Source organism: Njordella calcicola, assembly GCF_056494125.1.
The window spans coordinates 4,996,074-5,021,283 of sequence record NZ_CM151396.1 but is presented as its reverse complement, the minus strand read 5'-3'; the positions used below and the strand labels follow the sequence as shown (position 1 = coordinate 5,021,283).

The window sequence follows — 25,210 nt, the reverse complement described above, 5'->3', positions numbered from 1 at the left end:
CATTTTGTTGGGTTCCCTGAGACAAAATGCGGCAGAAAGTTTTCGTTTCAGGCGTTTCGGTTGAACTTTTTTGTGGCGAAGCGATGTCGTTTAACCGCGCGGGCATTGCCCCGCGTTGTAGAGCGCCAGTGACGCGGCCCGGTGGGCACGCGGTTAAACCACGCTTGCTCCGTGATACATCGTGTAGGCTGGCATCAAGGTCGCTCCCGTCCTTGCCGGAACCGTGCAAAGCCAAGCGTCAATGTCCGCATGAGGTATGGGGGTGATCGAGACAAGGCGATCGAAGTTGTGGCGAAGCGATGTCGTTTAACCGCGCGGGCATCGCCCCGCGTTGTAGAGCGCCGGTGACGCGGCCCGGTGGGCACGCGGTTAAACCACGCTTGCTCCGTGATACATCGTGTAGGCTGGCATCAAGGTCGCTCCCGTCCTTGCCGGAACCGCGCAAAGCCAAGCGTAAATTTCCGCATGAGGTAAGGGGGTGATCGAGACAAGGCGATCGAAGTTGTGGCGAAGCGATGTCGTTTAACCGCGCGGGCATCGCCCCGCGTTGTAGAGCGCCAGTGACGCGGCCCGACGGGCACGCGGTTAAACCACGCTTGCCACGTGATACATCGTGTAGGCTGGCATCAAGGTCGCTCCCGTCCTTGCCGGAACCGCGCAAAGCCAAGCTTCAATGTCCGCATGGGTTAACAGCGTTGATCAAGTTAAGGCAATCGAAGTTCGTGCTTGTTGTGGTTGAAGACGACAATAAAAAAACCGGTCTGGGGGCAGACCGGTTTTCTTGAATTTTCTAAGCGACTTGTGCTTGGACTACCAAGCAAAGTGAGCGAACGCCTTGTTGGCGTCTGCCATACGGTGGGTGTTCTCGCGTTTGGTAATCGCAGCACCTTCTTTGCGGTAAGCACTCATCAGTTCTTCAGCCAGCTTCAAGTGCGTCGCACGGCCCTTCTTGTCACGGACTGCTGCGAGCAACCAGCGAAACGCCAAAGACTGCTGGCGGTTGCGGTTCACTTGCATTGGCACTTGGTAAGATGCTCCACCCACTCGCTTGGAGCGAACTTCGATGTAGGGCTTCACGTTCTCAATCGCTTGCTCGAACACTTCGATCGCTGGACGGTCAGGGATCTTCTTTTGGATCTCTTCCAATGCATCGTATAGCACTTTGTAGGCGGTCGATTTCTTACCGTCGTACATCAAGCAATTGGTGAATTTAGCGGCAAGCAACGAATTGAACTTCGGGTCCGGCTTGAGCGTTGTCCGCGAGGCAGTAATCTTTCCCATACAAATAAATCGACGTCAGAAGTGTTTTGAGTGGATGTGGTAAAATGTCAGTGCGAGTTGGACCAATTAAGGCTTCTTCGCACCATATCGGCTGCGAGACTGCTTACGACCGTTCACGCCCAATGTATCGCGGGTTCCACGGACGACTTGATAGCGAACTCCAGGCAAATCGCGGACGCGACCACCGCGAATCAACACGATCGAGTGCTCTTGCAAGTTGTGGCCTTCGCCAGGAATGTAAACCGTGACTTCTTTGCCGTTGCTCAATCGCACACGGGTGATCTTCCGAAGGGCCGAGTTCGGCTTCTTCGGCGTCATGGTTCGCACTTGCAAGCAAACTCCCTGCTTAAACGGACATTTGTCCAACACAGGGCTCTTCGTTGATTTACGTTGGATTTGCCGACTGCGGCGAACCAATTGATTAATCGTAGGCATGAATGAATAAGTCGTTATTCAGGGACCAAGTTGTTCGAAAATGCAGCTAACAGCATTTCCGCGAAAGTACCAAAGGTGGGACTCGAACCCACACGGGTGTTACCCCACTGGATTTTGAGTCCAGCGCGTCTGCCATTCCGCCACTTTGGCGAGTGTTAGCAATCTCTGGGCCATTTCTGGCCACCAAAGAATCGCAGAGTGTAACCGCAGGGGCCGAAGTTTTACAAGGGCTAACGAAGCTCTTTTAAGGGTGATTTTTTGATTTCGCTTTCAAACTGGGGGAGCCGTAGGGGCAGAAAGGACTTTCCAGTCCCCACTTCACCGCACTGCCCCGCCGGATATTCAACGGTATTACCAACGAGCCCGCCTACGCCAACGTAATGGCCATAGGCATCATCATCGCCGAAGCGGGCACCAATTCAATCGATTCGCACCGGTCCATTTGAAACTGCCGTGGCTCTTCGCGACATAAACATAAAGCCAAGAAGCGACCGGGGGCGGCGAAGCGGATCGGGCTTACATAACGTTTCGTCCGCTGCTCGTTCCGGTCCCGATAAGTCAGCCGCAACGCCCATTGGTCTGGATCGGCAATAGCAATGGAAATCGCGGAGCGAGGGTCATTGAATTGTGCTCGTGGTGCAGGCTGGGTGGCAAGAGCTGTCATAGTACCGTGTTCTTTTTCAGTGGGTTGCGTTTGAATACGATCTCGGGCAACGTTGCCCATTGACTCTATGTTCGCCGGGGGCGTGACACGTTAGGTCCTTCCAATCAGGACTTTCGAGTTTTTTAGCGGAAGGGTCAAAATTCAGTACCACCAACCGGCACGTTACGCACAGGCGGCACGCTCAAAGGCTTGCATCCTGGCAAGCTTTAACGATTTTGCCGAGGGTTCGTTTGAATCCTTTGAAGCTTCAGCAAGTTTCACGAAGGTTTCGCCAGATCCCTCCCGATACCACGAGCAGGTGAGCAATGGAAACACGCTGCGGGATTAGACATGGACAGGTCTACAGTGTGCAGAAATCCATAACTCGCTCAGCGGACTTTATGGAGATGTCCGCTCTTAGTTGCCTGCTCGGATCGCTAGCAACGCACCAACCGGCTGCATGAATCGCAGCGAATGCAATGGAGTGTTAATATGAAACGACGAATGTTTTGGGGTTCGACGTTTGCCGCAATTTGCTTGCTATCAAGTTCTTGTGCTTTTGGACAAGTTGCCGCTGTGCCCGCGGTTGCTCCAGCTCCCACGCCGACACTGTGGTCGTTCATGGGGATTCCGCAGGGAGCTCAGAAAATTCAAGGCGCACTTTTCAATCGACGTGGGAACACTCCTCGTCTAGAGCCTGATACTCCGATGCGAGCTCTGAACGATCCTCGCAACTTGTACTCCAAAGTTCCCGCCATCAAAAAGGCGGCTGAGATCAAGCAAGCCGAAGACTTGAAGCCTCAAAAGGTTAAATCGATCAAGTACTTGGCATCGATCGGCTGCGGCTGCTACGACAAAGATGGCTCGGTGACCGACGCTCTCATCGCTTCCATGGAAGATTGCACGGAAGAAGTGCGTTTGGTAACGCTCAACGCAGTTCAGGAATCGGCTAGCAAGAAATGCTGCGGGAATTGTGGACAGGTCTGCTGCTGCAACGAAAAACTGCTGACCAAGCTGGCTGAGATCGCTTACGAACGCGATGATGCCGGTTGCTACAAGGAACCTTCAGCTCGCGTGCGAACCGCTGCTGCCACCGCGCTGCGTACGTGTTGCCCGGGTGGTGCGCCGCCGCTGATTGAGGACTATGTCGAGCCCGAAGAGCCTAAGGTTCCTGACGTCAAAGAGCCAACGGTTGTCCCCGAAACCGAAGGCTTGGACGAAAAGAAAATCGCTCCCGAAGTCGGCACCGGCACCATCGGCACACCAGAGTCGATCGAGCCGAAAAAGGATGTCAAGCCAGCGACGGATGAAGTGAAAGAACCGATCGCGATCCGTTTGAGCGATCGAGCCACTCAGGCTCAAGCCAGCCGCTTGCTGCTAACGCCTGATCAGACCAAATCTGCAGGGCGGCCCAGCATTGCACAGATGCGTGGTTTGATGCAACAGTCGCAAGCTCCAGCCCTGTCCACTCCTAATCCAGAGGGGGGGGTTGTCATGAGCTTTGAACCCAACACACAGACGGCTTACGTCCACTTCGAAGATCGCAATATGGAGCTTCCCCGAGGCGCGGAAGTTTACTTGCGACCTGATCCCGCCTACAGCCGCGGTTTCCACGGTTCATGGCACGTTGTTGAAAGCTCTCGCGGATGTGCCATACTGGCTCCTATCGGTCAAGAGAATATCGAAGCAGTCGGTGTGGGCGACCACGTTATGTTTGGACCTCCACCAGTCCTGATTGCTCCGGTATCCTACTCGAGGTAAGTATCGGACTCCAAACAGTTGAGCACGCGAGTGAGTAGCTACGCAATCGTTGGTTCAGGTGGACTTGGTGGGTTTTATGGCGCGTGCCTGGCGAAAGCTGGGCATGATGTCCATTTCCTGATCCGCGATGATGTATCCCAAGTTCGCCAGCAAGGCTGGATCGTCGAAAGCAAATGGGGCGACTTCACCCTGAAGGCCCCTCAAGTCTACAACGCTGCGACCGCAATGCCACCTTGCGACTTCATCATCGTGGCGCTCAAATCAACGCAGAACCATCTCTTGGCGAGCACTTTGCCGCCCCTTGTTCACGACAATACCGTCGCCATCGTGCTGCAGAATGGCTTGGACGTCGAATCGGATACGGCCGCCATTCTCGGGCCCGGTCGTGTTGTCGGCGGCTGTTGCTTCTTGTGCTCGAACAAACAAGCACCCGGTCACATCCAACATTTGGATTACGGCCGCATCGAAATTGGAGCTTATCGTGGCCGCGATGGCCAGCAACCGGCAGTTTCCGACCATACGCTTGCTCGTATCGTGGCGGAATTCCAAGCCAGCAATATTCCGATCGAGATTGCTGCCAGCCTGTCGACCGCCCGCTGGCGAAAACTGATGTGGAATATTCCCTTCAATGGTCTATCAGTCGCACTCAATGCGTCGACCGCTGAAATCATGTCCGACCTAGCGGCCAGAACGTTGGCCAGGGATTTGATGGACGAAGTCCAACGGGCGGCGGAAACCTTGGGATTGGATGTCGGAGCCAGCCATGCGCAAACGTTGATGGACAATACGGCCAAAATGGTGCCTTACGATTCATCGATGCGACTGGATTATTTGGCAGGACGTGAAATGGAGCTTCGATTCATTTTCGCCAATCCGATTAAAGCAGCGGAGGATGCAGGTTACCTTCCTCATAAAACTGTTATGCTTTATCAACAATTGAGTTTTCTTCAAAACCAGCGGCGGCCAACCACTCTGCCCCGCGACACGCCCAATATAGAACCAGATCGCAGTCCCCATCGATGAGCTCCCCCAATTTCGCGACGCTGCTAAACAACCCTCAACTTACAGCAGCCGCCGAGCGAATGGGATGGACCGCGCCCACGCCGATCCAAGCCGCTGTGATGCCTACCATCCGCACCTTGACCGACGTGCTCGCGGTGGCAATGACTGGCAGTGGCAAGACCGGGGCCTACTTGTTGCCGACCATCGAACGTTTGATGGACAATCCCAAAGCGGTTCCGCAGCGACCCGCCGTGTTGATCCTTGTTCCTACCCGCGAACTGGCTCAACAAGTCGGCGTGGTTTTTGAAGGGTTGGCCGCTGGCTCAAAACTCCAGCATGCAATTGTGTATGGCGGCGTTGGATATGCCAAGCAACGTAAACTGCTCGCAGCCGGAATTCAGTTCCTCATCGCCACCCCCGGTCGATTGATTGATCTGATGGATCAAGGCAGTTGTCTTTTGGACCGTGTGCAAGTCCTAGTGTTGGACGAAGCAGACCGCATGCTGGATATGGGCTTTCAGCCAGCTATCGAAACGATCGCTGCGAAACTGCCGAAGCAGCGTCAGTCGCTGTTCTTTTCAGCGACCTTTCCTCCGCCAACGCGTAGGTTTGCCAGTACCCTGCTGACCAACCCGCAAGAGATCTTCGTCGACGCGCCATCGACAATTGTCCGTGAAGTCCATCAATTGATGTTGCCTATCGCGGCGGCCAACAAACAGAGTTTGCTGTATGAACTGCTGTCGGGCGAGATCGAAAAATACAAGATCGAAACCGCGATCGTCTTTGCCAACAGTCGCGTGCAAGCTGGTCGACTCACGCGTTATCTAACGCGCCGAGGTTTGTCGATCTCTGCGATCCACGGCGGCATGTCCCAATCTGCGCGTGACGAAGTGCTGCACCAACTGAGGTCGGGAAAGGTCCGAGCGCTGATCGCGACCGACGTCCTGGCTCGAGGCATCGACGTCGATTCGCTGAGCTATGTTATCAATTATGACGTACCATTGACCGTGGAGTCGTACGTACACCGCATTGGTCGGACCGCTCGAGCTGGAAAGCTGGGCGTCAGTTTGACTTTGGCGACGGTGCCTGAATTGGAAATGATCACCGCGATCGAAAAGCATATTGGTCAAGCGATCGAAGTGGACGCGTCGCACCCTTACGCGGTTGCAATTCCAGCCGCCGGTTCACGCGTCAGGGGGCGGCGGCTGTCAACCGAAGCGATCGTGGGCGGTCGTGGTACTGAAAAGGCCGCGCGGGATCAAGCTAGCCGAACCGCCGGTCAGAGCGGCGCTGCGGCTGGCGAGTCTGCCCAACGTGGCGTGGAGCAGGTAACAAAAACGTTACGCAGCGGGAAAAAGATTACGGTCGAATACAAAGCGGGAAATCGCCGCCGGTCGCTTTCAGGAAAAATCTCTGCCGGCCGCCCTAAACGCACGGAAGATGACAAATACAAACCAGCTTGGAAAAAACGCCAACCCAAGCCCAAACCGAAACGAAAACAAGGATAGCGGTTTAGCTTGGGTTTCGGCCCCAAGGGGGCGGAAATGCCGGTTATTATCGTGCTTACCGCTGGAAAAATCACCAAGTGCAAGCATACTGGACGAGCACCAGGTGTGCGATTTTGCGACTTCCGATGTGCCGCTAACCTGACGAACACCCCCCGAGTTGTGGAGAGATTGACTTGAAAGGCAAAACGAAAAAAGCAGCAGCTCAGGCTCCTGCCAAAGCCAAATCAAAGCCTGGTAAGACGGTCACCGCTGCTGCACAACCTACAAAAAAGCCGAGTACCAAGAGCAAGAGTGCCGCTGCTGCAGTCGGAAAGACAATCGCAACGGGGAAAGCGGGGGCGGCTGGCAAAACGGGAGCGACCGCAAAGCCGAATTCAAGAGCACAAGCCGTGACCGCTCAAGCACTTAGGTCAGCAAGCGTGACTGCCTCTACCAAGAAAAATTCCAAGAAAACCGAGACGAAGCCAGCGACCAAACCCGCAGCGAAACCCGCGGTAGCAGCCGGCCACGAGAAGCCAACGGCAGTCGCTCCGGCGGCCAAGAAAGCGACCGCGAAAGCAGTCGAACAGGCTTCAAAATCGCGAGCGAAGCCTGCGGTGGCGGCCGCCACGGTGAAATCTGGGACAAAAGCCAAGCCCGCGGTGCCGGCCGTGGTGGAAGCAGCAAAGCAAATGGCGTCATCTACCGCCCAAGCGTCCACTGCACGCGCGTCCACTGCTAAGAAAGTCGTTACGAAGGATTCGACCAAAGAAGCTGCCGCGACAGAACCAAAAGCGGTCAAGAAAATTGCGGCAACCAAATCCTCTACTACCAAGCAATCGACCACGCCACCAGTTCCGCCGCCTTCCAATACCAATCCGTTGGTGGTCGAAAAACTGCGAGCGCTGCAAGAACAGCGGGAACGCAGCAAAGACCTTGCCCGGCCCCAAGACGCGCGGACTTCATTGGTGCACTCCAATCCGATTGCCAATCAGCCGCCGGAGCCAGGCACCGATCGCTTGGTCTTAATGGTCCGCGATCCCTACTGGCTGCATGCAAGCTGGGATGTCAGCCGACGTGCGGTGCAAAGAGCCAAGGCGGCGTTAGCTGGCCAGTGGCACTCCGTCAAACCCATCCTCCGGCTCATGCACTTGGATGATTCAGGAACGACGGCCAACGCGGAATCGATTATCCGCGACATCGAAATCCACAGCGGCGTTCGTAACTGGTATATCTCTGTCAATGAGCCACCGTCGGTATACGTTGCGGCTATCGGCTATTTGTGCCCCAACAGTCGCTTTCACGAGCTGTGTCGCAGCAATAAAGTCCGTACGCCTGTACCCGGATCGAACGATGCGATCGACGACCATTGGGCGGATATTGCGAGGGACGCCGAGCGTGTGTTCAGTTTGTCTGGTGGCTATGACGAGGAAAGCCATCCCGACGAATTGCGAGCGATGTTTGAGGAACGATTGGGCCGTCCCATGGCCGCTCCGACCGCTGCCGATTTTGGGGGTGGAGCCGACGGGAGCTTGCGACGTGCTCGCGATTTCCACTTTGAACTAGACGTCGAAATGGTTGTTTTTGGTTCGACGCAGCCGTATGCTAAGTTGAGTATCGGAAGCGAGCCGGCGGTGGTGCGAAACGACGGAACATTTTCCGCTCGCGTGCCCATGCCCAACACTCGGCAAGTCGTACCGATTACTGCTCGAACGCGTGATGGCAGCGAAGAGCAGACGATTGTGATTGCGGTGGAGCGGAACACGAAAATCATGGAGCAGGTTTCCAACGCGGAAGCGGAAGAGTAAAAGGCACACTCCGATGTGCCGTCCGCAGAGTGGCAGGCACACTCCGTTGTGCCGTCCGCAGAGTAAAAGGCACACTCCGTTGTGCCGTCCGCAGAGTAAAAGGCACACTCCGTTGTGCCGTCCGCAGAAACGAAATTTAATACGCCCCACGGAGCGTGCCTACTACCTTTGACGGCCCACGGAGTAATGCCAACTACCTTTTGTAAAATTATGGATGATTCAAAAGCAGACCGCTTGGTGGCAAAACTCAAAACAATTGGGCCCTGCGTCGTCGCGTTCTCTGGCGGTGTCGACAGCAGCGTAGTCGCAGCGGCGGCGGTTCGAGCCCTTGGCGATCGATGCGTGGCTGTAACAGGAGCAGGACCCGCTTTCAGTTCCTACGACGCCCAGTGGGCAGAACGTGTTTGCCATGAAGTGGGCATTGAGCATGTGACGGTCCAAACACAGGAGCAAGCCGATGCCAACTACATACGGAACGATTCGCGGCGCTGCTATTACTGCAAAACAGAACTCTATCGGCAACTCACTCGGTACGCGCAAGAGCATGGCTACGCAGCGATCGTTTCTGGAACCAACGCCGACGATTTGGGAGACTACCGGCCTGGCTTGCAGGCAGGCGCGGAGCATCAGGTGCACACGCCGCTGGCAGACCTAGGATTCTCCAAATCCGATGTTCGATCGATCGCAACCGCGTGGGGCATGTCGGTGGCAGAACGTCCAGCGGCACCTTGTCTGGCCAGCCGGATCGCTTATGGGGTTTCGGCCGATGCGAAGGCTTTGGCCATGGTGGAATCCGCAGAGGCTTATTTGCGTCAGTTGGGCTTCAACCAAATGCGTGTTCGCGTGCATGCAGACCAACTGGCTCGGATCGAGATCGCGTCGCAGGACTTGGGGCGATTTCTGGCAAGTGTCGCGCTACCGGAACTAGATAAGCAATTCAAGCTGATCGGGTTTCGCTATGTGACCGTCGACTTGCAGGGGTTGCAGACAGGCTCGCTGAATCGAGTGCTTGCAAGCGTCAAACTCCCTGTTTTGACACCGTAGCGGGCCGTAGAGAGATTTTAAAAGCCTTCAATATCCCATCGCCTCGGATGAATTGTTGAGCTAGAATTGCGTACAGACGGGTCGATTGCGACTGCCGATGGCCGTCAGTGGCGAGCGTTTTTGGGTATGATTGTGCTGAAGACGCCGTAACGACTCGAACGATTTTTCGCCTACGTTATCGCCAATGTGCGATTAGATTGGAGCTTATCCGTGCAAGTCAACGTATCATCTCGACATGGTCATTTGAAGTCCGAAGATCAAGTCATTGTCGTGGAGAAGGTTGAGAAGATTCGCCGGTTGTTCGACCGCATCAATGCGATTGGCGTCGTGGTCGATTTGGGGCACATCGACAAACCGAAAGTCGAAATCAACGTTTCGGCCGAGGGTACGACCGATTTCGTTGCGACTTGTGAAGCTGACACGGTTTTGTCCGCGTTGGATTCTGCGATTCACAAGGTGGAACAACAAGTCCGCAAGCACAAAGAAAAGTTGACCGACCACAAAAGTCATCACCACGCCTAACTTCTGAGTGGCAGCCTAGGGCTATTGCCGAGGCAGACTTCATCAAGTGCCAGTTTCAATCGTTTCTGGCACTTTCTCGGCTCTCTAGCCGTCTCTAGCGATTTTCCAGTTTCCGCAGCGGCGACGGCTTCCATCGCCAGCTTCCATCGACGTCGCAAAGGCTACAAGCCAGTTCCCTGCGACGCCATACTCGCTCCATGGCAAGATGAGGGCTATTGACCAGCCGCTTGTTGAGATGTATTCTCAATAAGCTTTCTTGGCGGCCGTTTACGTTTCGATGTTGTTGCTTTCTTCCAAATCCCACTTCTGATGTGCTCTTCCAATCAGACGCCCCGACGCAGTTTTAATCGCCGAGCGTTTTTGGCTAAGCAGTTTATTTGGTGGCACTGGACTAGCAGCGCCGTTTGCTTGGTGTCACTGGTCTTTTTCGCTATCACAGGGATCACGCTGAATCACGCTGCCTCACTCAAAGCTAAGCCGCAAGTCACGCAATCCAGTTCGGTGCTGCCAGCCGACTTGCTGGCAAACATGAAGGATTTACCTGCTGCAGCCACGGTGTCGAATCTCACACTGCCTCATGAAATCCAAATTTGGTTGCAGGAAAGATTGGGCGTGAACGTGGCAGGCAAAGCGGCGGAGTGGTCGGAGGAAGAACTCTATGTGAGCTTGCCGCGGCCCGGTGGTGATGCTTGGCTGACGATCGATTTTCAGAGCGGTGAAGTCTTGCACGAAGTGACCAGCCAAGGTTGGATCGCGTATTTGAATGATTTGCATAAGGGACGCTACACTGGGCGAGCCTGGTCCTGGTTCATCGATCTTTTCTCAGTCGCCTGCATTGGCTTCAGCTTAACGGGACTCGGCTTGCTTTGGATTCACGCCCGCCGTCGCGTTTCGACTTGGCCTCTGGTACTCGCAGGCTTGCTGATTCCCATCTTCCTTGTCGTCTTGTTTGTCCATTAGAGTTTCACTTATGAAGCCAACTGCCTTCCTACTTCTTACGCTGGTCATGTCTCTAGTGAGCAATCCAGCTTGCCAATTGAATGCTGAAGAAAGCCAAGCACTGAGCATCCAATTGCGTATCGAAATCCCAAGGTTGGATGTGGGGCAGTATCATCGGCCGTACGTTGCCGCGTGGATCGAGGACGCTGAAAATGCACACCTCGTCGACTTAGCGGTATGGTATGACGTCAACATGAAAAACGGCGAAGGTGCAACGTGGCTGAAGGACTTGCGTCAGTGGTGGCGCAAGAGTGGCCGGACAGCCAAACTGCCGATTGATGGTGTGAGCGGCGCAACACGTCCTGTTGGTTATCACAGCGTGGAAGTGCCTGTTGGAATTCATAGTTTACCTCCACTGAAAGACGCTCAATACACACTGGTCGTGGAAGCGGCCCGCGAGGTGGGTGGGCGAGAAATGGTGCGTGTCCCCTTCACTTGGGACGGGCAGCAAAATGTGGATATCTCCGATTCCGGCAAATCGGAACTTGGCAAAATTCAATTCTCCGTCCGTCCCTTTAAACATCCCACTGTAGGTAAATAATGAAGATTCGAAAAGCACTGACCGTCGCACTCTTGATGACATGTTTCGCGCAGCCGTTGTACGCGCACCGATTCTGGATCATTCCATCCAGCACGGTCCTTTCGGGCAATCAACCTTGGCTCACCGTGGACGCCGCAATCTCCAATAGCTTGTTCTTTGCGGACCACGCCGCCCCAGATCTAGCGTCGATCAAAGTCATCGGGCCTGAGGGACAAGAGGTCGCTTTGCAGAATGGCACGCGAGGGAAGTATCGCACGACGTTTGACATTCAACTGCCAGCTCAAGGTACTTACAAGATCAATACTGTACGGGCCATGATCTCCGCCTCATGGAAAGAAGAAGGTGAAACGAAACGCTGGCGAGGTAATGCCGATGAGCTGGCAAGTTTGGATCTGAAGAATAAACAAGAGGCACAAGTCTCTCGCAGTTCTAGCCGCGTAGAAGCGTTCGTGACCAGCGGCGAACCTGACACTGGCGCATTAAAGCCGAGTGGCTCCGGTTTAGAGCTAGCCGTGGACAAAACGCATCCCAACGATCTGTTCGCCGGCGAGAAAGCGTCCTTTGTCTTGCTCAGCGATGGGCAACCCGCAGCCAATGTAGAAGTGGTCTTGATCAAAGGTGACGATCGCTATCGCGATGCGCCCAACGAAGCCAAAATGACGACCGATGAGAACGGACGCTTCGTTTGCAGTTTCCCCGAAGCGGGACGCTATTGGCTCAATGCGAATGCCAACGGCGGCTCCGCAGAACTAGAAGGCATCCCAACTTCAACTCGGTATTCTTACACGGCAACTTTCGAAGTCTTGCCGCAATAACGCTCCGCCTAATTCCAGCGGATCGGTTTGCCGATCAGCGTGTAAAAAAGTATCACTGCTGCCATCATCAGTACTGGCAGCAGGACCAGCAACAGCGGTATGGCGACGACCAATAAAGCAGGCAAATGCTTTCCGTAAGTCCTCAATACCAAACTAGCTCCAGTCGCCACTGGCGGTATCAGTAAGGGAATCCAAACGCCACGCAAGCTCAATAGCGATGAGATGACATCCGATTGATTGAAGTTGAACGAACGCAGCATCCATAGCCACGCTATGGCCATGGTCAGCCAACAAGCGATGGTGAGCCAAAAGACAATCGAGGGTGTCCAACTGCCAGCCGATGCGGGATCAACCGGCGCTGGCCCTGCGACTTTCTTCAACAAGCTGACTTGGTCTGCCACCACGACCGCACAACCAAACGCGACCGCAGCGACCGCGTTCTTAATCAACAGCGCCGAAAGTTGGCCCCCGCCGACTAAAGTCGTCCAAGGAAGCAGAAACCCAGCGACTCGGTTTTTCCAGGTGATGTGATCCGTCGTCAGTCCCGACAGCATCGCCCCCGCGACGCATGTAAGCAGAACCGCGATTGCGGAATAGATCGCGAGCCCTTTTCCCCACCCCAAATGCCGCGACAAGAATAAGACAGCAACCGCTTGCAGCCCGATAGTCGCCGCCCAAATCAGTGTGCCCAATATTTTGCTCCCCCAAACAAAAAGATCGCTTCCGTTTTAAGTCCACATGACCACCAAGCGTGTGTCATCATAGCCAATAAGTTGACACAGCGTTGCAAAAGCCGCGCGACGATCGCGATCATCGCCGGGATTAAAACGTAACAAGAATGGACGTTGAGCCCAATCGAAAGGCTCCGTCGCTTGGCCATGCAGATACAGTAGCAGCCCAGCGTAATGCACGGCAACTACCCCCGGATCGCTAACGATCCTGCGCAGCATCGCTTCTTGGACCGTCGGCGGGTGAGTGGCTTCGATCTGCGTAAGTGTTAAGCTTAAACCTGCATAGGCATCGCATGTCTCAATTCGACCAAGGAGCTCTTGGTGCCGCTCGGCTTCACCGATCAGTTCCGGTGCGACGTGGGCGATCGCGGCGCGAATCTCCATTGGTCCATTTCGAAATGCGTCCCGCAGCGCACACTGCGCACTGGGGGTATTCAGAATTGCGAGCGCTTCGGCGTCGATGTAATGGCGAATCCCCCGAGCGATCAAGTAGCTTTCAATCGCACGCCGCTCGTCAGGCGTTGCCAACTGAATCGCTTCTAAATCATGTTCGGGGTCTCGCCAGTTGTCTGCATGGATACTCGCAGATCGCAAGAACCTTTCGTACATCGACGGCCGCTTGGACTCAGCGTTTTCACTCATGATCAAAACGATTTTGGGGAAGCGTTCGGAGCTCACTCAAAGAGTATTCCGTTTTTTCATGGTAGCACAACAAAGCCAGCTTGCGCGGGCTGCAGCACGGCTACTCAATTGGAATCTTAAGTCCCAATGCGCCGATGGGGCCTTGCACGCCTTCGTAGTGCGAGTGACATAAAACGCACTTTTGCATCACGACAGGGATCGGAGTGGTCGACAGCAAATAACGTTTGTCGTTCTCCGTCACCACTTGTTCGTAAATGGGCTTTCCAGCAAGCAACTCTTTGACGGCGTTCTTTTCATACTCGGTGTTCGGGGAATTGTCGCTATCGTAGGGCTCGCCGGTTGCATCCAACAAACGAACTTCATGAAAGCCATTATCCTTCATCGACTGGAAGAGCGCTTGGAAGGCATCGCCAGCGGCCATCGACTCGGTACCGGTAACATAGTTTTCGGTAATGAGGACGATCGCGGATTTATAAAGGGTATCGAGCATCTTGGCTTGCTTCTTGGCTCGTTCGACCGCGGCGCGACTGCTTTGGTCTTCCGCGGGTTCTTGTGCGCCAGCAGAAAGGAACGCTACCACGCACAGCATGCTGAAGCTCAATGCGCCTACGAGAAACTTTTTCATGACCAACTCCTAAGTGGAAGAAGACTTGGACTGCGACCGCGAAAGGCTGATCGGCAGTTGCTGTAAGCAAATCACCGCCGCATAATCTATACTCTCAGGTGTAGTATTGCAACAGGCAGCAAGCGTAGATCCTGGTCATTGGCGTAAAACCACAAAGAATTCTGGCGGTTGGGGCCGCTATTAAGGCAACTGCTCTGATTAAATGTGCCAATGGACATCTTTGTCCGTTGAAGTGTCGACAGACTTGGAAGTCCGTCGTACGGTACTTCAATTTAGCGATTGCCTAACGAGTATTCGTCTCGTCGGCGCGTGTTGCCGTTCGGAATTGCTTGGGAGCGGCCATGCTGGCCAATCGCTCGCGCTGATGGTCAAGCTGCAATAGATGAGTTGCCAACGAAGAAGCTTGACTGCCAAATGCAGCCTGAGCCAATCGTAACTCGCTCTCTACCGTTTGCTGAATGATCGAACTGGCCGCAACTAAATCAGGCTTGCTCGAAGTCAAACGTTCCAAAGTGGCCTGTAGCTCGGTCTGCATCTCACCAAAGAAGTTATCCTTCTGATTTGCACTGCACTGGATGTCACCATTCTTGGTCATCTTGATAGAAAGAATGGCAACGCAGTCAGTCAAATCCTGCGGCGCTTGCGTCAATAACATCTGCTGCTGCGGATCGCTCACCATCATCTTGAGCTGAGCCTTATCGGTCTGCCAAGTTAGCGTTAGCGCGTGTTCGTTCTGGCGCATCGTCGATTCGATTTGCATCCGCGATTGAGCAAACGACAAGGCATAATTGGGCTCAGTCAAAAGGTCTGTCCGCAGACTGGTCGAGGGTAATTGAACTAGGCCAGCATATTCGCTGACTCCGGACCGATCGATGGTCCCCGTAAAACGCTGCCCCGCATTGACGCGATCTACTTCCGTCACGACCACAAAGTTCGCCAGTTGCGTGTTGGAGCTTGTATCCAGGTAGAATGCTCCCAAAAAGCTCGTTGGCGTCGTCCCGCCACACGTCCCGGCAAGCTCAATGCTGCCGACCTCAAGCTTGGGGAGTGGAGCGAACCGTTCCAGCAGGTCTTGGCCGCGATCAGATTGAACGAAGAAGTCCCCCTCCAGCGCTTTGGCCGTTCGCCCAGCAAGGTTGGCCGTAATGTGATGCGGCAGTCCCGCATGCGTTATCATGGATGCAAACAGTTGCTGGCGTAAGACATCTAGATTCGTCGCGATCCTAGCGCGTTGCTGCTGACGCTGATGTAACTCTTTCGCTGCGACACGGTTCTCAAGTAGCGTTTGGCCCTGCGACTTCACTTTCTCCGATCGTTCAGCTAATTCGACTTTCGCGTCGGCCAGTTCGGTTTCTAAAGCTTGAAATCGCTGAGTTAATCTTTCAATGGATTCGATATGCGATTTGATTGTATCGCGATCCCGCAGTGGGTTGTTCGACTGAAAGCTCATGCTACCAATCGCAGCCGACTGCTCAAGCAGCGAGCTAATCTCGCGTTGATAGTTTGTACGCACACTTTCCCACTCACTTCGCCAGCTTGCCAGGATCGGATTGAGGATTGATTGAGACTCCGCGGCCACATCGATCGGCAGCGGATCTGCGGCAGCCTGGTGATCAGGATCGAGCCGCGATAACGCTTGTTGGATACTCGATAGAGCGGCCGCCCAATCGTCGACATCGTCAAGCTTCACATCATGGCATACGACTCGCTCAAGCCTCGACTGGCTGTGCAGCAAACTGTTTTCATCGGACTGAATCGATAAGCCACCGATGTGGCATTGGGACCACTCATCTCCGCCAAGCTCTAGGTCATGCAGCGCGATCAGTCGCCCGTTGGTATCGATTTGTATCGATCCAACATGGGTAGGTACACCCATCAACTGAGCCAGCGATTGCTGCAGGCGATGCAAACTGGATTGATACAAGCCCCAGAAGACAACGCCACAGAGCAGGACGAGCGTAAATAGACGAGTGCTCCAACGTGACATTAACGGCCTCCAGCTTTATCACCGCAGCGATTCAAATTCGTGAGGTAGCCCAGCAAGTATGGCAATGGTTCCGGGGCGATCACATAGGACGTATTAGCAAGTTCAACGGGCGGCTTCTCGCTCGCTTGATACATACTTGCATTACCAATCGTAGAATCGCTTTTGGAACTGCCAGCGATTGGAGTAGCTTGATTGAATGATAGGTGGATTTGAGTTTGATCAGTTTCGGTGTTCATGACAATCGATCTCGAATTATCAAGAGTGCCTCGAAGTTCTGGACTTGGTTGCGGATGCACATCGATAACCGTTTGAGTATTGATCCCAAACGCAGCCTGTGCAGCAGCTTTGTCTTCCGGTGTTTTCCAGCGAACGATATCGATGATAGTTTCCTTGACTGTGAGCTTGCCGCGTTTCTTCTTGCGATCTTTTTTCTTCAATTGCGTCCTGCTTGCGGTGACAGCAGTAGTAGCAGTTGGGCTTGCCTCCCAGTGATCATCAGTGGAATTGTGGCTTGCAGTTGGCGATTGCGATGTGCGTTCAACTTGCGAATCGTCGCTCGATTCCGACGCAACAATCGGGATACTCTCCAACAGTTCGCTTAACAAGTCGCCTTCGTCATGTTGAGTGACGAAATAAGAATCCTCCCACACTTGGTCGTGCAGGGCGTGAACATGCAGCGAAACCAGTGGTGCAGCGGCCGCGTTTTCGCCGTCAGCCCCATCTCCTCGATGGGATTCGTGCACTAATAACTTGCGCTGCTTGGCCGCCGTCGTAACGACTTCACGTATCTCGTCCATGTCTGCCTGCAGGCTACCTAGCTCCGGCGCAACGCTTTGTTCTAGAGCCGGTAACTCATTGGCAATCACTGGCATCGGCAGAGTTGAGAGGGCTGATTTTTTCGCGGCAGTTCGACGGTCAACAGTTCGAGCAAACACCAGCGCCAACTGTTTGCTGAGAAACAGAACTGGCAACCCCAAGCAGAAGATGGCACAGTAAGCGATATTGATCGAGTTGTACCAATGCAGACTGTGAAAGCGACTGTAGCTTGCAAGCTGCGTCAACGCAGGCTGCAAAGCTTGATATTCCAGCAGTCGTCTTCCCAGCGGTTCAACCAGCGAATCCAAGTTGTCACGAACAAACCAACTTGTTCCGGCCGCTAACAACACTGCCCAAATCCGTGTTTGGATGAATGCAGGGATCAGCAGCGATAGCCAAAAAAGACTGCTAGTGACGGGCAATGCACCGATGAAAAAACCAATCCAGATTGACCGCAAGACCTTACGCGGCCAGCGACTAGCCCAGGGGCCAGAATGTGCGGAATCGAATTTGGGTTTATCGACGCTAAGGCTTGTCATGTGCGATCGCAAGCGGATGCTTCCGGTTCCTTCCAAAAGCCAGCATATTTGTCTATCGCCGCCAACGCTCAACAATCAAGCGACAAGAGCAACGACACGGGACCGCAGTTTGCTCGGCCGTCCAAGCCAACTGCAGAGGAGGCTGCATCGCGCAGCAACTCCCTTTCATCACATCGGTAGGACTTTGTGTTAAACTGTTCCGAAAATTCCGTATTTAGCGAAAAACGGACTGTCATGCGTGTTTTGCTAGCGAAGCGGCGAATCCCACTACGGTAATACAATTGCTGCCGCTCGACTCACGACAAACGCAGTTTCGGGCACTCCGTCGCGCTCTGGAACTCCAGGTCCGCAATGAACAAAGCCCCCGAGGCCGACGACTTAGCGAAACGCTCTTCCGGCATATGTTCGATTGCGGTCGTAATGACCAAGCGAATGCGGTCACCAAGTTTGCAAATCTGAGGGCACGTTGCTTGCGGCGCATCAGGCGTTAGATACTTGGCAATCAAACTGCCATCGGATAACTGAAATTGCCGCGTTTCGCCGGCTGGCGTGAAATCGGGATTATAGAAGCTGATAAAGATTGACTGCTGATCTGGACTGATCGTCATTCCATCGGGAAAGCCTGGCTGATCGGCGCAATCCAAAACGACGCGACGTTCCCCAAGCGAACCTTGTTGGACGTCGATCGCGTAAGCCGCGACTGTTTTCGTTGGCGTGTCAATGTCCAGCAGCGTCAAAGCACCATCCTCGGACTTCAACATCACTTTGCCGTTGCTGCATGTCTGCCCGCCAGCCAACTTCACCAGTTTCCGATCGCTCATGCGAAACAGATACAGCCCCGCTTTGGGCGATTTGAACTCCAGATCCTTGGTTCCAAAGATCAAGCAATCTTCGTACACCAACCCATCGTTAATGATGGTCCCTTCGCAGTCGCCATCAATGCCGTCGCATAAGACCGTCCACTGCTTGGTCTGAATATCGAACAAACCCAGCTCGCGTTCCAAGCCAACCACAAACACATGTTCCTGCGAAGTTGGGAATGCGAATCCGGGGCGACCCGGTAACACGAATGAACGATTCTGATTGTTGGCGATATTATATATGTTCAACGACCCGAAATTGGCTGTGGCACCGTGCTGGATGGCAACCCAAGAGAACTCTTGGTCATTGAAGGGGTAAGGGCCCTCGGGCAAAAAGCGTTCCGCCATGGTTGGCGGGGTATAAAGCTTTTCTGCAACGATCGATTTCATAATCCACTTTCAATGCAATTCGGTTCGAAAAGAAACGGGCACCCAGAGGTCACAGGATGCCCTGGCCATTTACGTGGGCACGACTAAGTGCCGATCGAGTCGGTGGTCCATTTGCCATCGACGCAGCGATACAAATCGGCAATTGGATTATTGTCTTGCAGGATCGCGGGCAAGCGTGTTTGACGCACCGCATCGTAGCAAGTCAATTTGGCGAATCGCATGATCGAGGCAGGAATACCGACGGCCGTAAAATTTGGATGCGCGGTCGCGGGGAATGGACCACCATGGTTCATCGCCGGACTGACCGCAACGCCGGTCGGCATCTTATCGTTCAACATACGTCCTACTTTGCGAGCTAGATGGGGAGCGATCTTTGCATAAGCCGCATCATCGCTACCAGCTTTCGCCGAATATACGCAACCGGTGAGGTTGCCTTCTAAGCTATCGATCACTTTCACCATCGCTTCGACGCTGTCGCAACGAACGATCAGTACCGCATTGCCGAACATTTCCGTCTGGAACTGTTCGCTGGACTTCAAGAACTGAGCAGAAGTCGCTTGCAGCACGGTGTTTTCAAAAGCCACGCGAGCTTCATCGGTTTTCTTTCCTCCAGAACACAGCGTTGCACCGGATTTGGTAATCGCATCGACGCCTTGTTGCAGCGATTTGCAAACGGCTGGTGAAAGCAAAGTCGAAGGTTTGGCTGCTTTGTACTTTTCGATGACGCCGTTGACGAAACTTTCCGTTTCCTGACCATCCAACAATAGCAACAAGCCTGGATTGGTGCAGAACTGCCCCGCTCCCATCAGACCGCTGGTGACATATTCGTCGACCATCGCGGTACCTCGTTCGAGCAGCGCGACCGGGAGAATAACGACTGGATTAATGCTAGATAGTTCGGCATAGAAAGGCTTGCCCGCCGCATCCGCCGCGGCCTTTAGTTTCAAACCTGCGTGTCGGCTGCCGGTGTAGCCTGTCGCGGCTACGCGTGGATCAGCGACTAGACGCTCGCCGTCGGCGTGGCTTGTCCGATAGATCATTTGGACGGTTGCTGCGGGAAGTTTGCTTTTGGCCAACACGTCAGCCACAATTGCTGCAAACTTGGCTGAGGTTTTGGGGTGAGACGTGTTCGCTTTGGCGATGACTGGGTTCCCAGCCGCTAGAGCAGCAGCAAAGTCACCGCCGGCAATCGAGTTGAACGCGAAGGGGAAATTGTTGGGGCCAAAGACGCACACCGGTCCAAAGGCCTCCAGGCACGAGCGGATGTTGGCCTTGCTATCGATAATGGGGTTGGTCCAACTGGCCGTTGCCGCCGCCTTGGCTGCCTGGCGAAGTTGATTGCTGGTCCGCGGCAGCTCTACATCTTTCAAGCGGGGCGAGAGCGGCAAGCCTGTTTCTTCGTGCGCGATTGCTACCAATTCTTCTGCATGGGCATCAATTGCGTCAGCGTAGGCGTTCAAGAAATCCGCGATGTCGCTTCGTGGTACATGGATTAGTTCGACGAAGGCTTCGGCGGCAGCTTGCAAGCACTGATCGATTTCAGGCCACGGGCTGATTGGAAACTTTTCGGCAATCAGCTCGCCCGTATTAGGGTTTGTGGCTTGGAAAGTATCGTTGGCGGAACTGGAAGCCAAACGACCGTTGAGCAGAATAGGTTGAACTGACATTGAATTGCTTAAATGAGCGAAGTTGAAGTGATCTACGGGTGTACACACCGCTTTTCTGCGGCAGGAACACCATGATCGCATCAATTTACACTGTAAAGCCGACATCCTCCAGGGTGCCATGTTCTGGCCCTGTGATTTGAGAATGTGTTTTAAAAGGGGACAGCCCCTCCCCGCCGAGCTCAAAAAACCAACGAAATCGACTCGCCTAAGAAAGGCGGGACTATGAATTGGGAGGCCGCGTGAAGATAGCAATCAGCCGCAGTGCGATAACACCGGTTAGCGGGAATGAACCGGACGCAAACAGGCTGTTGATTCGCGTTCCGGCTGATTAAAGCAACATACCGTAACGCGTTCCGGCTCATTCAGTAACTTATTTGCGGACGTTTCCTTAATCGAAAGACCGAATGGCTATCGCGTCTTCAACTCTTGCAACGACTGCTGCGTGGCGCTCTTACCCAACTGCGATTTTGGCACCAAGAAGTTGTCAATCGCCGCTTCAGCGACCAGCTTCGTCAAATGCGTTTGCATCGCAGTTCGAGCTTTGCGTTCATGCAAGTCCTTCACCAGCTCACCTCGCACGGTCGATACGTCCGTGTTCACCGGTTGCGTACGGCCTTGGCCCTTGAGCACGATATACTGGCCGCCGATTTCGAGGATGCCCGATAGTTCGCCCGGTTGCAGCTTAAAGGCGGCTTGCTCCAGCAGTGGTTGGTCGCTGTGAGGTCGAACCGGAGGCACTTTGCCATAGTTGCTGCGCGATGTGGGCTCTACGCTGTACTGAGTTGCCAGTTCGCCAAAGAACTTCTCGGACGGATTGTCTCGCGCAAGTTGCCAGACTTCCTGAGCCGTACGTTGATTGGAACATACGATCGCAAGGATCTCGGCGCGTGGACCAAAGTCACGTTCAAAAGCGCGTTGGATATCTTCTTCCGAAACGTTGATTTGATCGGCAATCAGCTTTTTCAATGCGACTGTTGGCCAGACGGCATCTTGCAAGTAGATCTCCGGACTGACTTTGGATTCGGCCATGATTTGACTCATCCAAGCGTCCACGTCAGGAGTTCCATCGCTTTTCAGCACGCCGTAGTAATCGGCGGCGCGAGCGACTTCGGCTTGGATGTCGGCTTGGGAAACTTGAATGTTTGCCGCTTCGATCGCGCGAGTCAGGATGCGTCGATTGATTTCGACTTCCAGCACCGAGGGGCCGAAACGCTTGATGCATTCATCTTCCAGGATTTTCATGGCGATTGGCTGGCGATTGATCAACGCTGCGGTGCCCGGATATTGAGCTTGAAGTTGGGCGTCACCGAAAACAATTTCGACTTTTGATTTTTGTCGCAAAGTAGCGAACATCGTTTCGGCTGTTTCACGCAGATGCTGATCTTCCAGTTCGCGGCGATAATGTTCTTGTATGGCTGGCATCTGATCGGCGGTCAAGATGGACGCTTCGATATGACGCACGCATTGCAACATCACGTTCATGTCCGCAATCTTGAAGACACTGGAGACTTGGCCAGGCTGCAGCGAGAAGGCCACTTGTTCCAGCGTGTCTCCTTGGTTAAATCGCCGAATCGGAGGCAGCAGGCCTTCGACGCTGGCGCTGCTGGGATCTTCCGAGAACTGTTTGGCTAAGCCCTTGAAAGCTTCCGGATTCGCAGCGGCTTGTTTGTGCAAATCAGCCGCCTTGTTTGCGTCCTTGACGGCGATCATGCGGACTTGGATCTTCTTGCCGTACTCGCTTTCGATCGCTTGTGCAATTTCCTTCGGGTCCACGGTCACTTTGTCGCGAGCCAGTTGTCGCAAGGCCATCATTGGCCACACAATGTCCGAAGCGTATTGTTCGTAAGTGACCTGACGTTCGTCCTCGATTAGCTTAAGGTACATCTTGGGCGACAAGTTGAATTTGGCAGCGATGCGATTGATTTCGTCATCGACATCTTTGGCGGTGATGACCACGTTTTGGGCCTCGCACGCTTGCATGATCAAGTACTTATTGAGCACGCTTTCGAGCACTTCCTTTCCATAGCGTTGAAGGCTGAGAGCGGCTAGTTCATCGCGAGAGACTGGTTCGCCGTTGATAGTCGCAACGATGCTGGGCAAATCTGCCTTCGCGTCTGTTTTGGCGGTGGCCGGAGCTTCGCGTTGCACGGACGCGGGTCGAGCTGGAACCTTGCTTTGTCCGTAAACCAAAGCAGGTGAAACACAGACGTTAGTTGCCATGGCGATCAAGGCAACTTTGAACAACATTCGCTTGCGATTCATCAACAGGTTCCTCCATAAACCTCTGTGGAGCGGGCCAAGCAATCAGCACTTGGCGTGTATCGTAAGGTTGGGAGTTTAGAGGATTTGGAAAATTGGGGGCAAGATCGATTCGGTCGCTTCCGTCCAAAAAACAGTTCCAATCCTTCGTCCGCGTTCTCTTCACTCTCCCTCTGGGAGAGTCGCCGCAGGCGGAGAGGGGCGTAGGCCGGTAACAAGCAAAGCCCACCCCGCGCCGGAACTTCGGTCGCTTGATACACGCCAAAGTCACTAACTCAAGCGGACGTTGATCGATTGGCTTTGCGCAGTTCCGGCAATTAGGGAAGCGACCTTGTTACCGGCCTACGAAGATCAAGCGTCAGCTCTTTTCACCCTCCCGCGGGAGGGTCGGCCGCGAGTTCCGCGAGCGACCGGGGAGGGGGGGCTATGTTCGTAGTCCCGCCTTTAGGCGGTCTTCGTTCGTAGTCCCGGCTTTAGCCGGATGCTCGCTGTGAACACAACCTCATTCCGCCTGAAGGCGGTACTACAGACACCCGGCAGGCGCAGGCCACCACCGGACCTGTTCCGGTGGGGCCATGACTGAGCGGCTACAACTCAGGCACCTCTATGATCATTTCGCATGTTGGGCTGGTCGCTGTGCGACCAATCCAACATGCGAACAGAAAAGCGGGGGCGTTTAGGTAGCCAATCAGTCACGCTCCCACTGGCACAGGGCCAGTGGTGAGCAAAGGGTACGGTTCTTCGAGTCTTTGCCGCTCGGTGGCACTTGTAGTTTAGAGCTTGCTGTCCCCAGTCGGCTTGTCCGACTCGAGCACAAGGTCAGCAGCAAAGGCGTCAGTGACAAGTGAGCTTGTTACCGGCTCACGACGGACTTCCAGTCCGTCGATGCGAGGCCGTAGCAGCCGTTTTGCTCAAGGTTTCGAACAAAGCTCGAAAATCAGGCAAAAATCTCAGCGACGGCTTTCAATGAGACGTGCAATAGCTCAGAATGCAAGGCAATGGTACTTTTCGATAAGTGAAAAATCACAAGTTTTGATCGCATTTGCTCATGGACTTGGGCGTTGGACCAGTCACAATGGTCCAACACTGGAAAAGTATTCGCTATTAGAATAGACCTTTTCAGTAAGCGTATTCCCAAGGAAGACGCTGTGCCTCACCGGTTCTCTCCAAAATAGAAGGAAAGCTTGACAACATGGCCAAGCAGTTCAATGTCGCAATGATTGGGCTCGGTTTCGGAGCCGAATTTATTCCTATTTACCAAAAGCATCCGTTTGCGAATGTGGCCGCTGTCTGCCGCCGCAATGAAGCGGAATTGCACGCGACCGCCGATCGCTTCGGGATCGCCAAGCGGTATCAAACGTATGACGAGGTTCTGTCGGATCCCGATATCGATTTCGTGCACATCAATTCGCCGATTCCCGACCATGCGTGGATGTCGCTGAAAGCGTTGGATGCGGGCAAGCACGTGATGTGTACAGTTCCGATGGCCACGACGATCAAAGAGTGCGATCAGATCTGTCAAAAGGTCGCCGACACGGGGTTGAAGTATATGATGGCGGAAACCGTGGTCTACAGCCGCGAGTTTTTGTTTATCAAGGAATTGTATACCAAGGGTGAATTGGGCAAGATTCAATACATGGCCGCTTCGCATCCTCAAGATATGGATGGTTGGCCATCTTATTGGGAAAGCATGATCCCGATGCACTATGCGACGCACGTGGTGTCGCCAGTGTTAGGTTTGGTGGATGGGCTTGCGGAGTACGTGTCGTGCTTTGGTTCAGGGCTTGTCCGTGAAGACATCGCCAAGAAATCGGGCAACAAGTTCGCGGTTGAGTCGTGCCATATCAAGATCAAGGACAGTGATGTAGCGGCTCACATTTGGCGTTTCTTGTTCGACACCGCGCGGCAGTATCGCGAAAGCGTGGATGTCTACGGTACCAAGAAATCGTTTGAATGGTCTTTGGTCGAAGGCAAACCACATATTCTGCATACAGCAAAAAAGCCAGAGCATGAGATCGCCGAAGAGATCGAAGTTCCAGATTACGCTCACTTGTTGCCAAAAGAAATTCAGCAATTCACGCAGAGCATTCAAGATGCAGATCACTTGTCGTTCATTCAAGGCGGCGGGCATGGCGGTTCGCATCCGCACTTGGTTAACGAGTTTGTAAGTGCTCTGGTAGAAGACCGTGATCCATGGCCCAACGCGCGTACCAGCGCCAACTGGACTTGCGTCGGCTTGTGTGCTCACGACAGCGCTGTGAATGGCGGCGAACTGGTGCGGTTACCAGAGTTCACGTTGTCAAAGTAGCAGCCTCCCCGAACGGTACTGCGTCCAACGCCGTACCTAAAAAACAAC

The 25,210-nt window shown here is 54.0% G+C and carries 21 protein-coding genes and 1 tRNA gene; 10 read left to right on the top strand and 12 right to left on the bottom strand.

Annotated elements, in window-relative coordinates; translation table 11 throughout:
- Nucleotides 1-810: 810 nt before the first annotated feature.
- The 4 genes from rpsG to SH302x_RS19415 form a co-directional block, all read right to left on the bottom strand.
- Nucleotides 811-1,281 (bottom strand): 30S ribosomal protein S7, encoded by a 471-nt coding sequence (rpsG, locus tag SH302x_RS19430; protein ID WP_479364222.1) that lies wholly within the window; start codon nt 1,279-1,281, stop codon nt 811-813.
- A gap of 66 nt (nt 1,282-1,347) precedes the next feature.
- On the bottom strand, nt 1,348-1,716 hold the full coding sequence (rpsL, locus tag SH302x_RS19425) for a 30S ribosomal protein S12 (RefSeq protein WP_479364220.1): 369 nt from the start codon (nt 1,714-1,716) through the stop codon (nt 1,348-1,350).
- 67 nt (nt 1,717-1,783) lie between these two features.
- Nucleotides 1,784-1,866, bottom strand: a tRNA-Leu gene (locus tag SH302x_RS19420).
- A gap of 217 nt (nt 1,867-2,083) precedes the next feature.
- On the bottom strand, nt 2,084-2,380 hold the full coding sequence (locus SH302x_RS19415) for a WYL domain-containing protein (RefSeq protein ID WP_479364218.1): 297 nt from the start codon (nt 2,378-2,380) through the stop codon (nt 2,084-2,086).
- A 471-nt stretch (nt 2,381-2,851) separates the two neighbouring features.
- Between SH302x_RS19415 and SH302x_RS19410 the strand changes: the two genes are divergently transcribed.
- The 9 genes from SH302x_RS19410 (at nt 2,852) to SH302x_RS19370 (ending at nt 12,338) form a co-directional block, all read left to right on the top strand.
- Nucleotides 2,852-4,120, top strand: a complete 1,269-nt coding sequence (locus SH302x_RS19410; RefSeq protein ID WP_479364216.1) for a hypothetical protein — start codon at nt 2,852-2,854, stop codon at nt 4,118-4,120.
- 30 nt (nt 4,121-4,150) lie between these two features.
- On the top strand, nt 4,151-5,143 hold the full coding sequence (locus SH302x_RS19405; RefSeq protein WP_479364215.1) for a putative 2-dehydropantoate 2-reductase: 993 nt from the start codon (nt 4,151-4,153) through the stop codon (nt 5,141-5,143).
- Complete coding sequence (locus SH302x_RS19400) at nt 5,140-6,630, top strand: DEAD/DEAH box helicase (RefSeq protein WP_479364213.1); 1,491 nt, start codon at nt 5,140-5,142, stop codon at nt 6,628-6,630. The genes SH302x_RS19405 and SH302x_RS19400 overlap by 4 nt, the downstream gene beginning before the upstream one ends.
- A gap of 173 nt (nt 6,631-6,803) precedes the next feature.
- Entirely contained in the window at nt 6,804-8,417 is a 1,614-nt protein-coding gene (locus SH302x_RS19395; RefSeq protein ID WP_479364212.1) for a DUF4912 domain-containing protein, read from the top strand.
- Nucleotides 8,418-8,627: 210 nt separating this feature from the next.
- Entirely contained in the window at nt 8,628-9,461 is an 834-nt protein-coding gene (gene larE / locus SH302x_RS19390) for an ATP-dependent sacrificial sulfur transferase LarE (RefSeq protein ID WP_479364210.1), read from the top strand.
- Between the two features lie 210 nt (nt 9,462-9,671).
- Nucleotides 9,672-9,983 carry a ribosome hibernation-promoting factor, HPF/YfiA family gene (hpf, locus tag SH302x_RS19385; RefSeq protein WP_479364209.1) on the top strand — a complete coding sequence of 104 codons (312 nt, stop codon included), beginning with the start codon at nt 9,672-9,674 and terminating at the stop codon, nt 9,981-9,983.
- Between the two features lie 309 nt (nt 9,984-10,292).
- The gene (locus SH302x_RS19380) at nt 10,293-10,943 is read left to right on the top strand and encodes a PepSY-associated TM helix domain-containing protein (protein ID WP_479364208.1); all 651 of its coding nucleotides are present in this window, start codon (nt 10,293-10,295) and stop codon (nt 10,941-10,943) included.
- A 10-nt stretch (nt 10,944-10,953) separates the two neighbouring features.
- Nucleotides 10,954-11,523: a DUF2271 domain-containing protein gene (locus SH302x_RS19375; RefSeq protein WP_479364207.1), complete on the top strand. Its 570-nt coding sequence runs from the start codon at nt 10,954-10,956 to the stop codon at nt 11,521-11,523.
- A complete protein-coding gene (locus SH302x_RS19370; protein WP_479364206.1) occupies nt 11,523-12,338 on the top strand; it encodes a DUF4198 domain-containing protein in 816 nt (271 codons plus the stop codon). The genes SH302x_RS19375 and SH302x_RS19370 overlap by 1 nt, the downstream gene beginning before the upstream one ends.
- A gap of 8 nt (nt 12,339-12,346) precedes the next feature.
- Here SH302x_RS19370 and SH302x_RS19365 read toward each other — a convergent pair whose 3' ends face one another.
- The 8 genes from SH302x_RS19365 to SH302x_RS19330 all read right to left on the bottom strand — a co-directional run bounded on the left by SH302x_RS19365 (nt 12,347) and on the right by SH302x_RS19330 (nt 22,857).
- Nucleotides 12,347-13,030 (bottom strand): hypothetical protein, encoded by a 684-nt coding sequence (locus SH302x_RS19365; RefSeq protein ID WP_479364205.1) that lies wholly within the window; start codon nt 13,028-13,030, stop codon nt 12,347-12,349.
- A gap of 36 nt (nt 13,031-13,066) precedes the next feature.
- On the bottom strand, nt 13,067-13,711 hold the full coding sequence (locus SH302x_RS19360) for a hypothetical protein (protein WP_479364203.1): 645 nt from the start codon (nt 13,709-13,711) through the stop codon (nt 13,067-13,069).
- A gap of 100 nt (nt 13,712-13,811) precedes the next feature.
- Complete coding sequence (locus tag SH302x_RS19355) at nt 13,812-14,336, bottom strand: c-type heme family protein (protein WP_479364202.1); 525 nt, start codon at nt 14,334-14,336, stop codon at nt 13,812-13,814.
- A gap of 283 nt (nt 14,337-14,619) precedes the next feature.
- Nucleotides 14,620-16,323, bottom strand: coding sequence for a hypothetical protein (locus tag SH302x_RS19350; RefSeq protein WP_479364200.1), 1,704 nt, complete (start codon nt 16,321-16,323; stop codon nt 14,620-14,622).
- Nucleotides 16,323-17,678, bottom strand: coding sequence for a DUF2062 domain-containing protein (locus SH302x_RS19345; RefSeq protein ID WP_479364199.1), 1,356 nt, complete (start codon nt 17,676-17,678; stop codon nt 16,323-16,325). The genes SH302x_RS19350 and SH302x_RS19345 overlap by 1 nt, the downstream gene beginning before the upstream one ends.
- 296 nt (nt 17,679-17,974) lie before the next feature.
- Nucleotides 17,975-18,928, bottom strand: coding sequence for an SMP-30/gluconolactonase/LRE family protein (locus SH302x_RS19340; protein ID WP_479364197.1), 954 nt, complete (start codon nt 18,926-18,928; stop codon nt 17,975-17,977).
- An 83-nt stretch (nt 18,929-19,011) separates the two neighbouring features.
- Complete coding sequence (locus SH302x_RS19335; protein ID WP_479364195.1) at nt 19,012-20,595, bottom strand: aldehyde dehydrogenase (NADP(+)); 1,584 nt, start codon at nt 20,593-20,595, stop codon at nt 19,012-19,014.
- Nucleotides 20,596-21,003: 408 nt separating this feature from the next.
- Nucleotides 21,004-22,857 carry a peptidylprolyl isomerase gene (locus tag SH302x_RS19330; RefSeq protein WP_479364193.1) on the bottom strand — a complete coding sequence of 618 codons (1,854 nt, stop codon included), beginning with the start codon at nt 22,855-22,857 and terminating at the stop codon, nt 21,004-21,006.
- Between the two features lie 1,189 nt (nt 22,858-24,046).
- On the opposite strand from SH302x_RS19330, the gene SH302x_RS19325 reads away from it, so the two are divergent.
- Nucleotides 24,047-25,162 (top strand): Gfo/Idh/MocA family protein, encoded by a 1,116-nt coding sequence (locus tag SH302x_RS19325; protein WP_479364192.1) that lies wholly within the window; start codon nt 24,047-24,049, stop codon nt 25,160-25,162.
- The last annotated feature ends 48 nt before the right edge of the window (nt 25,163-25,210 follow it).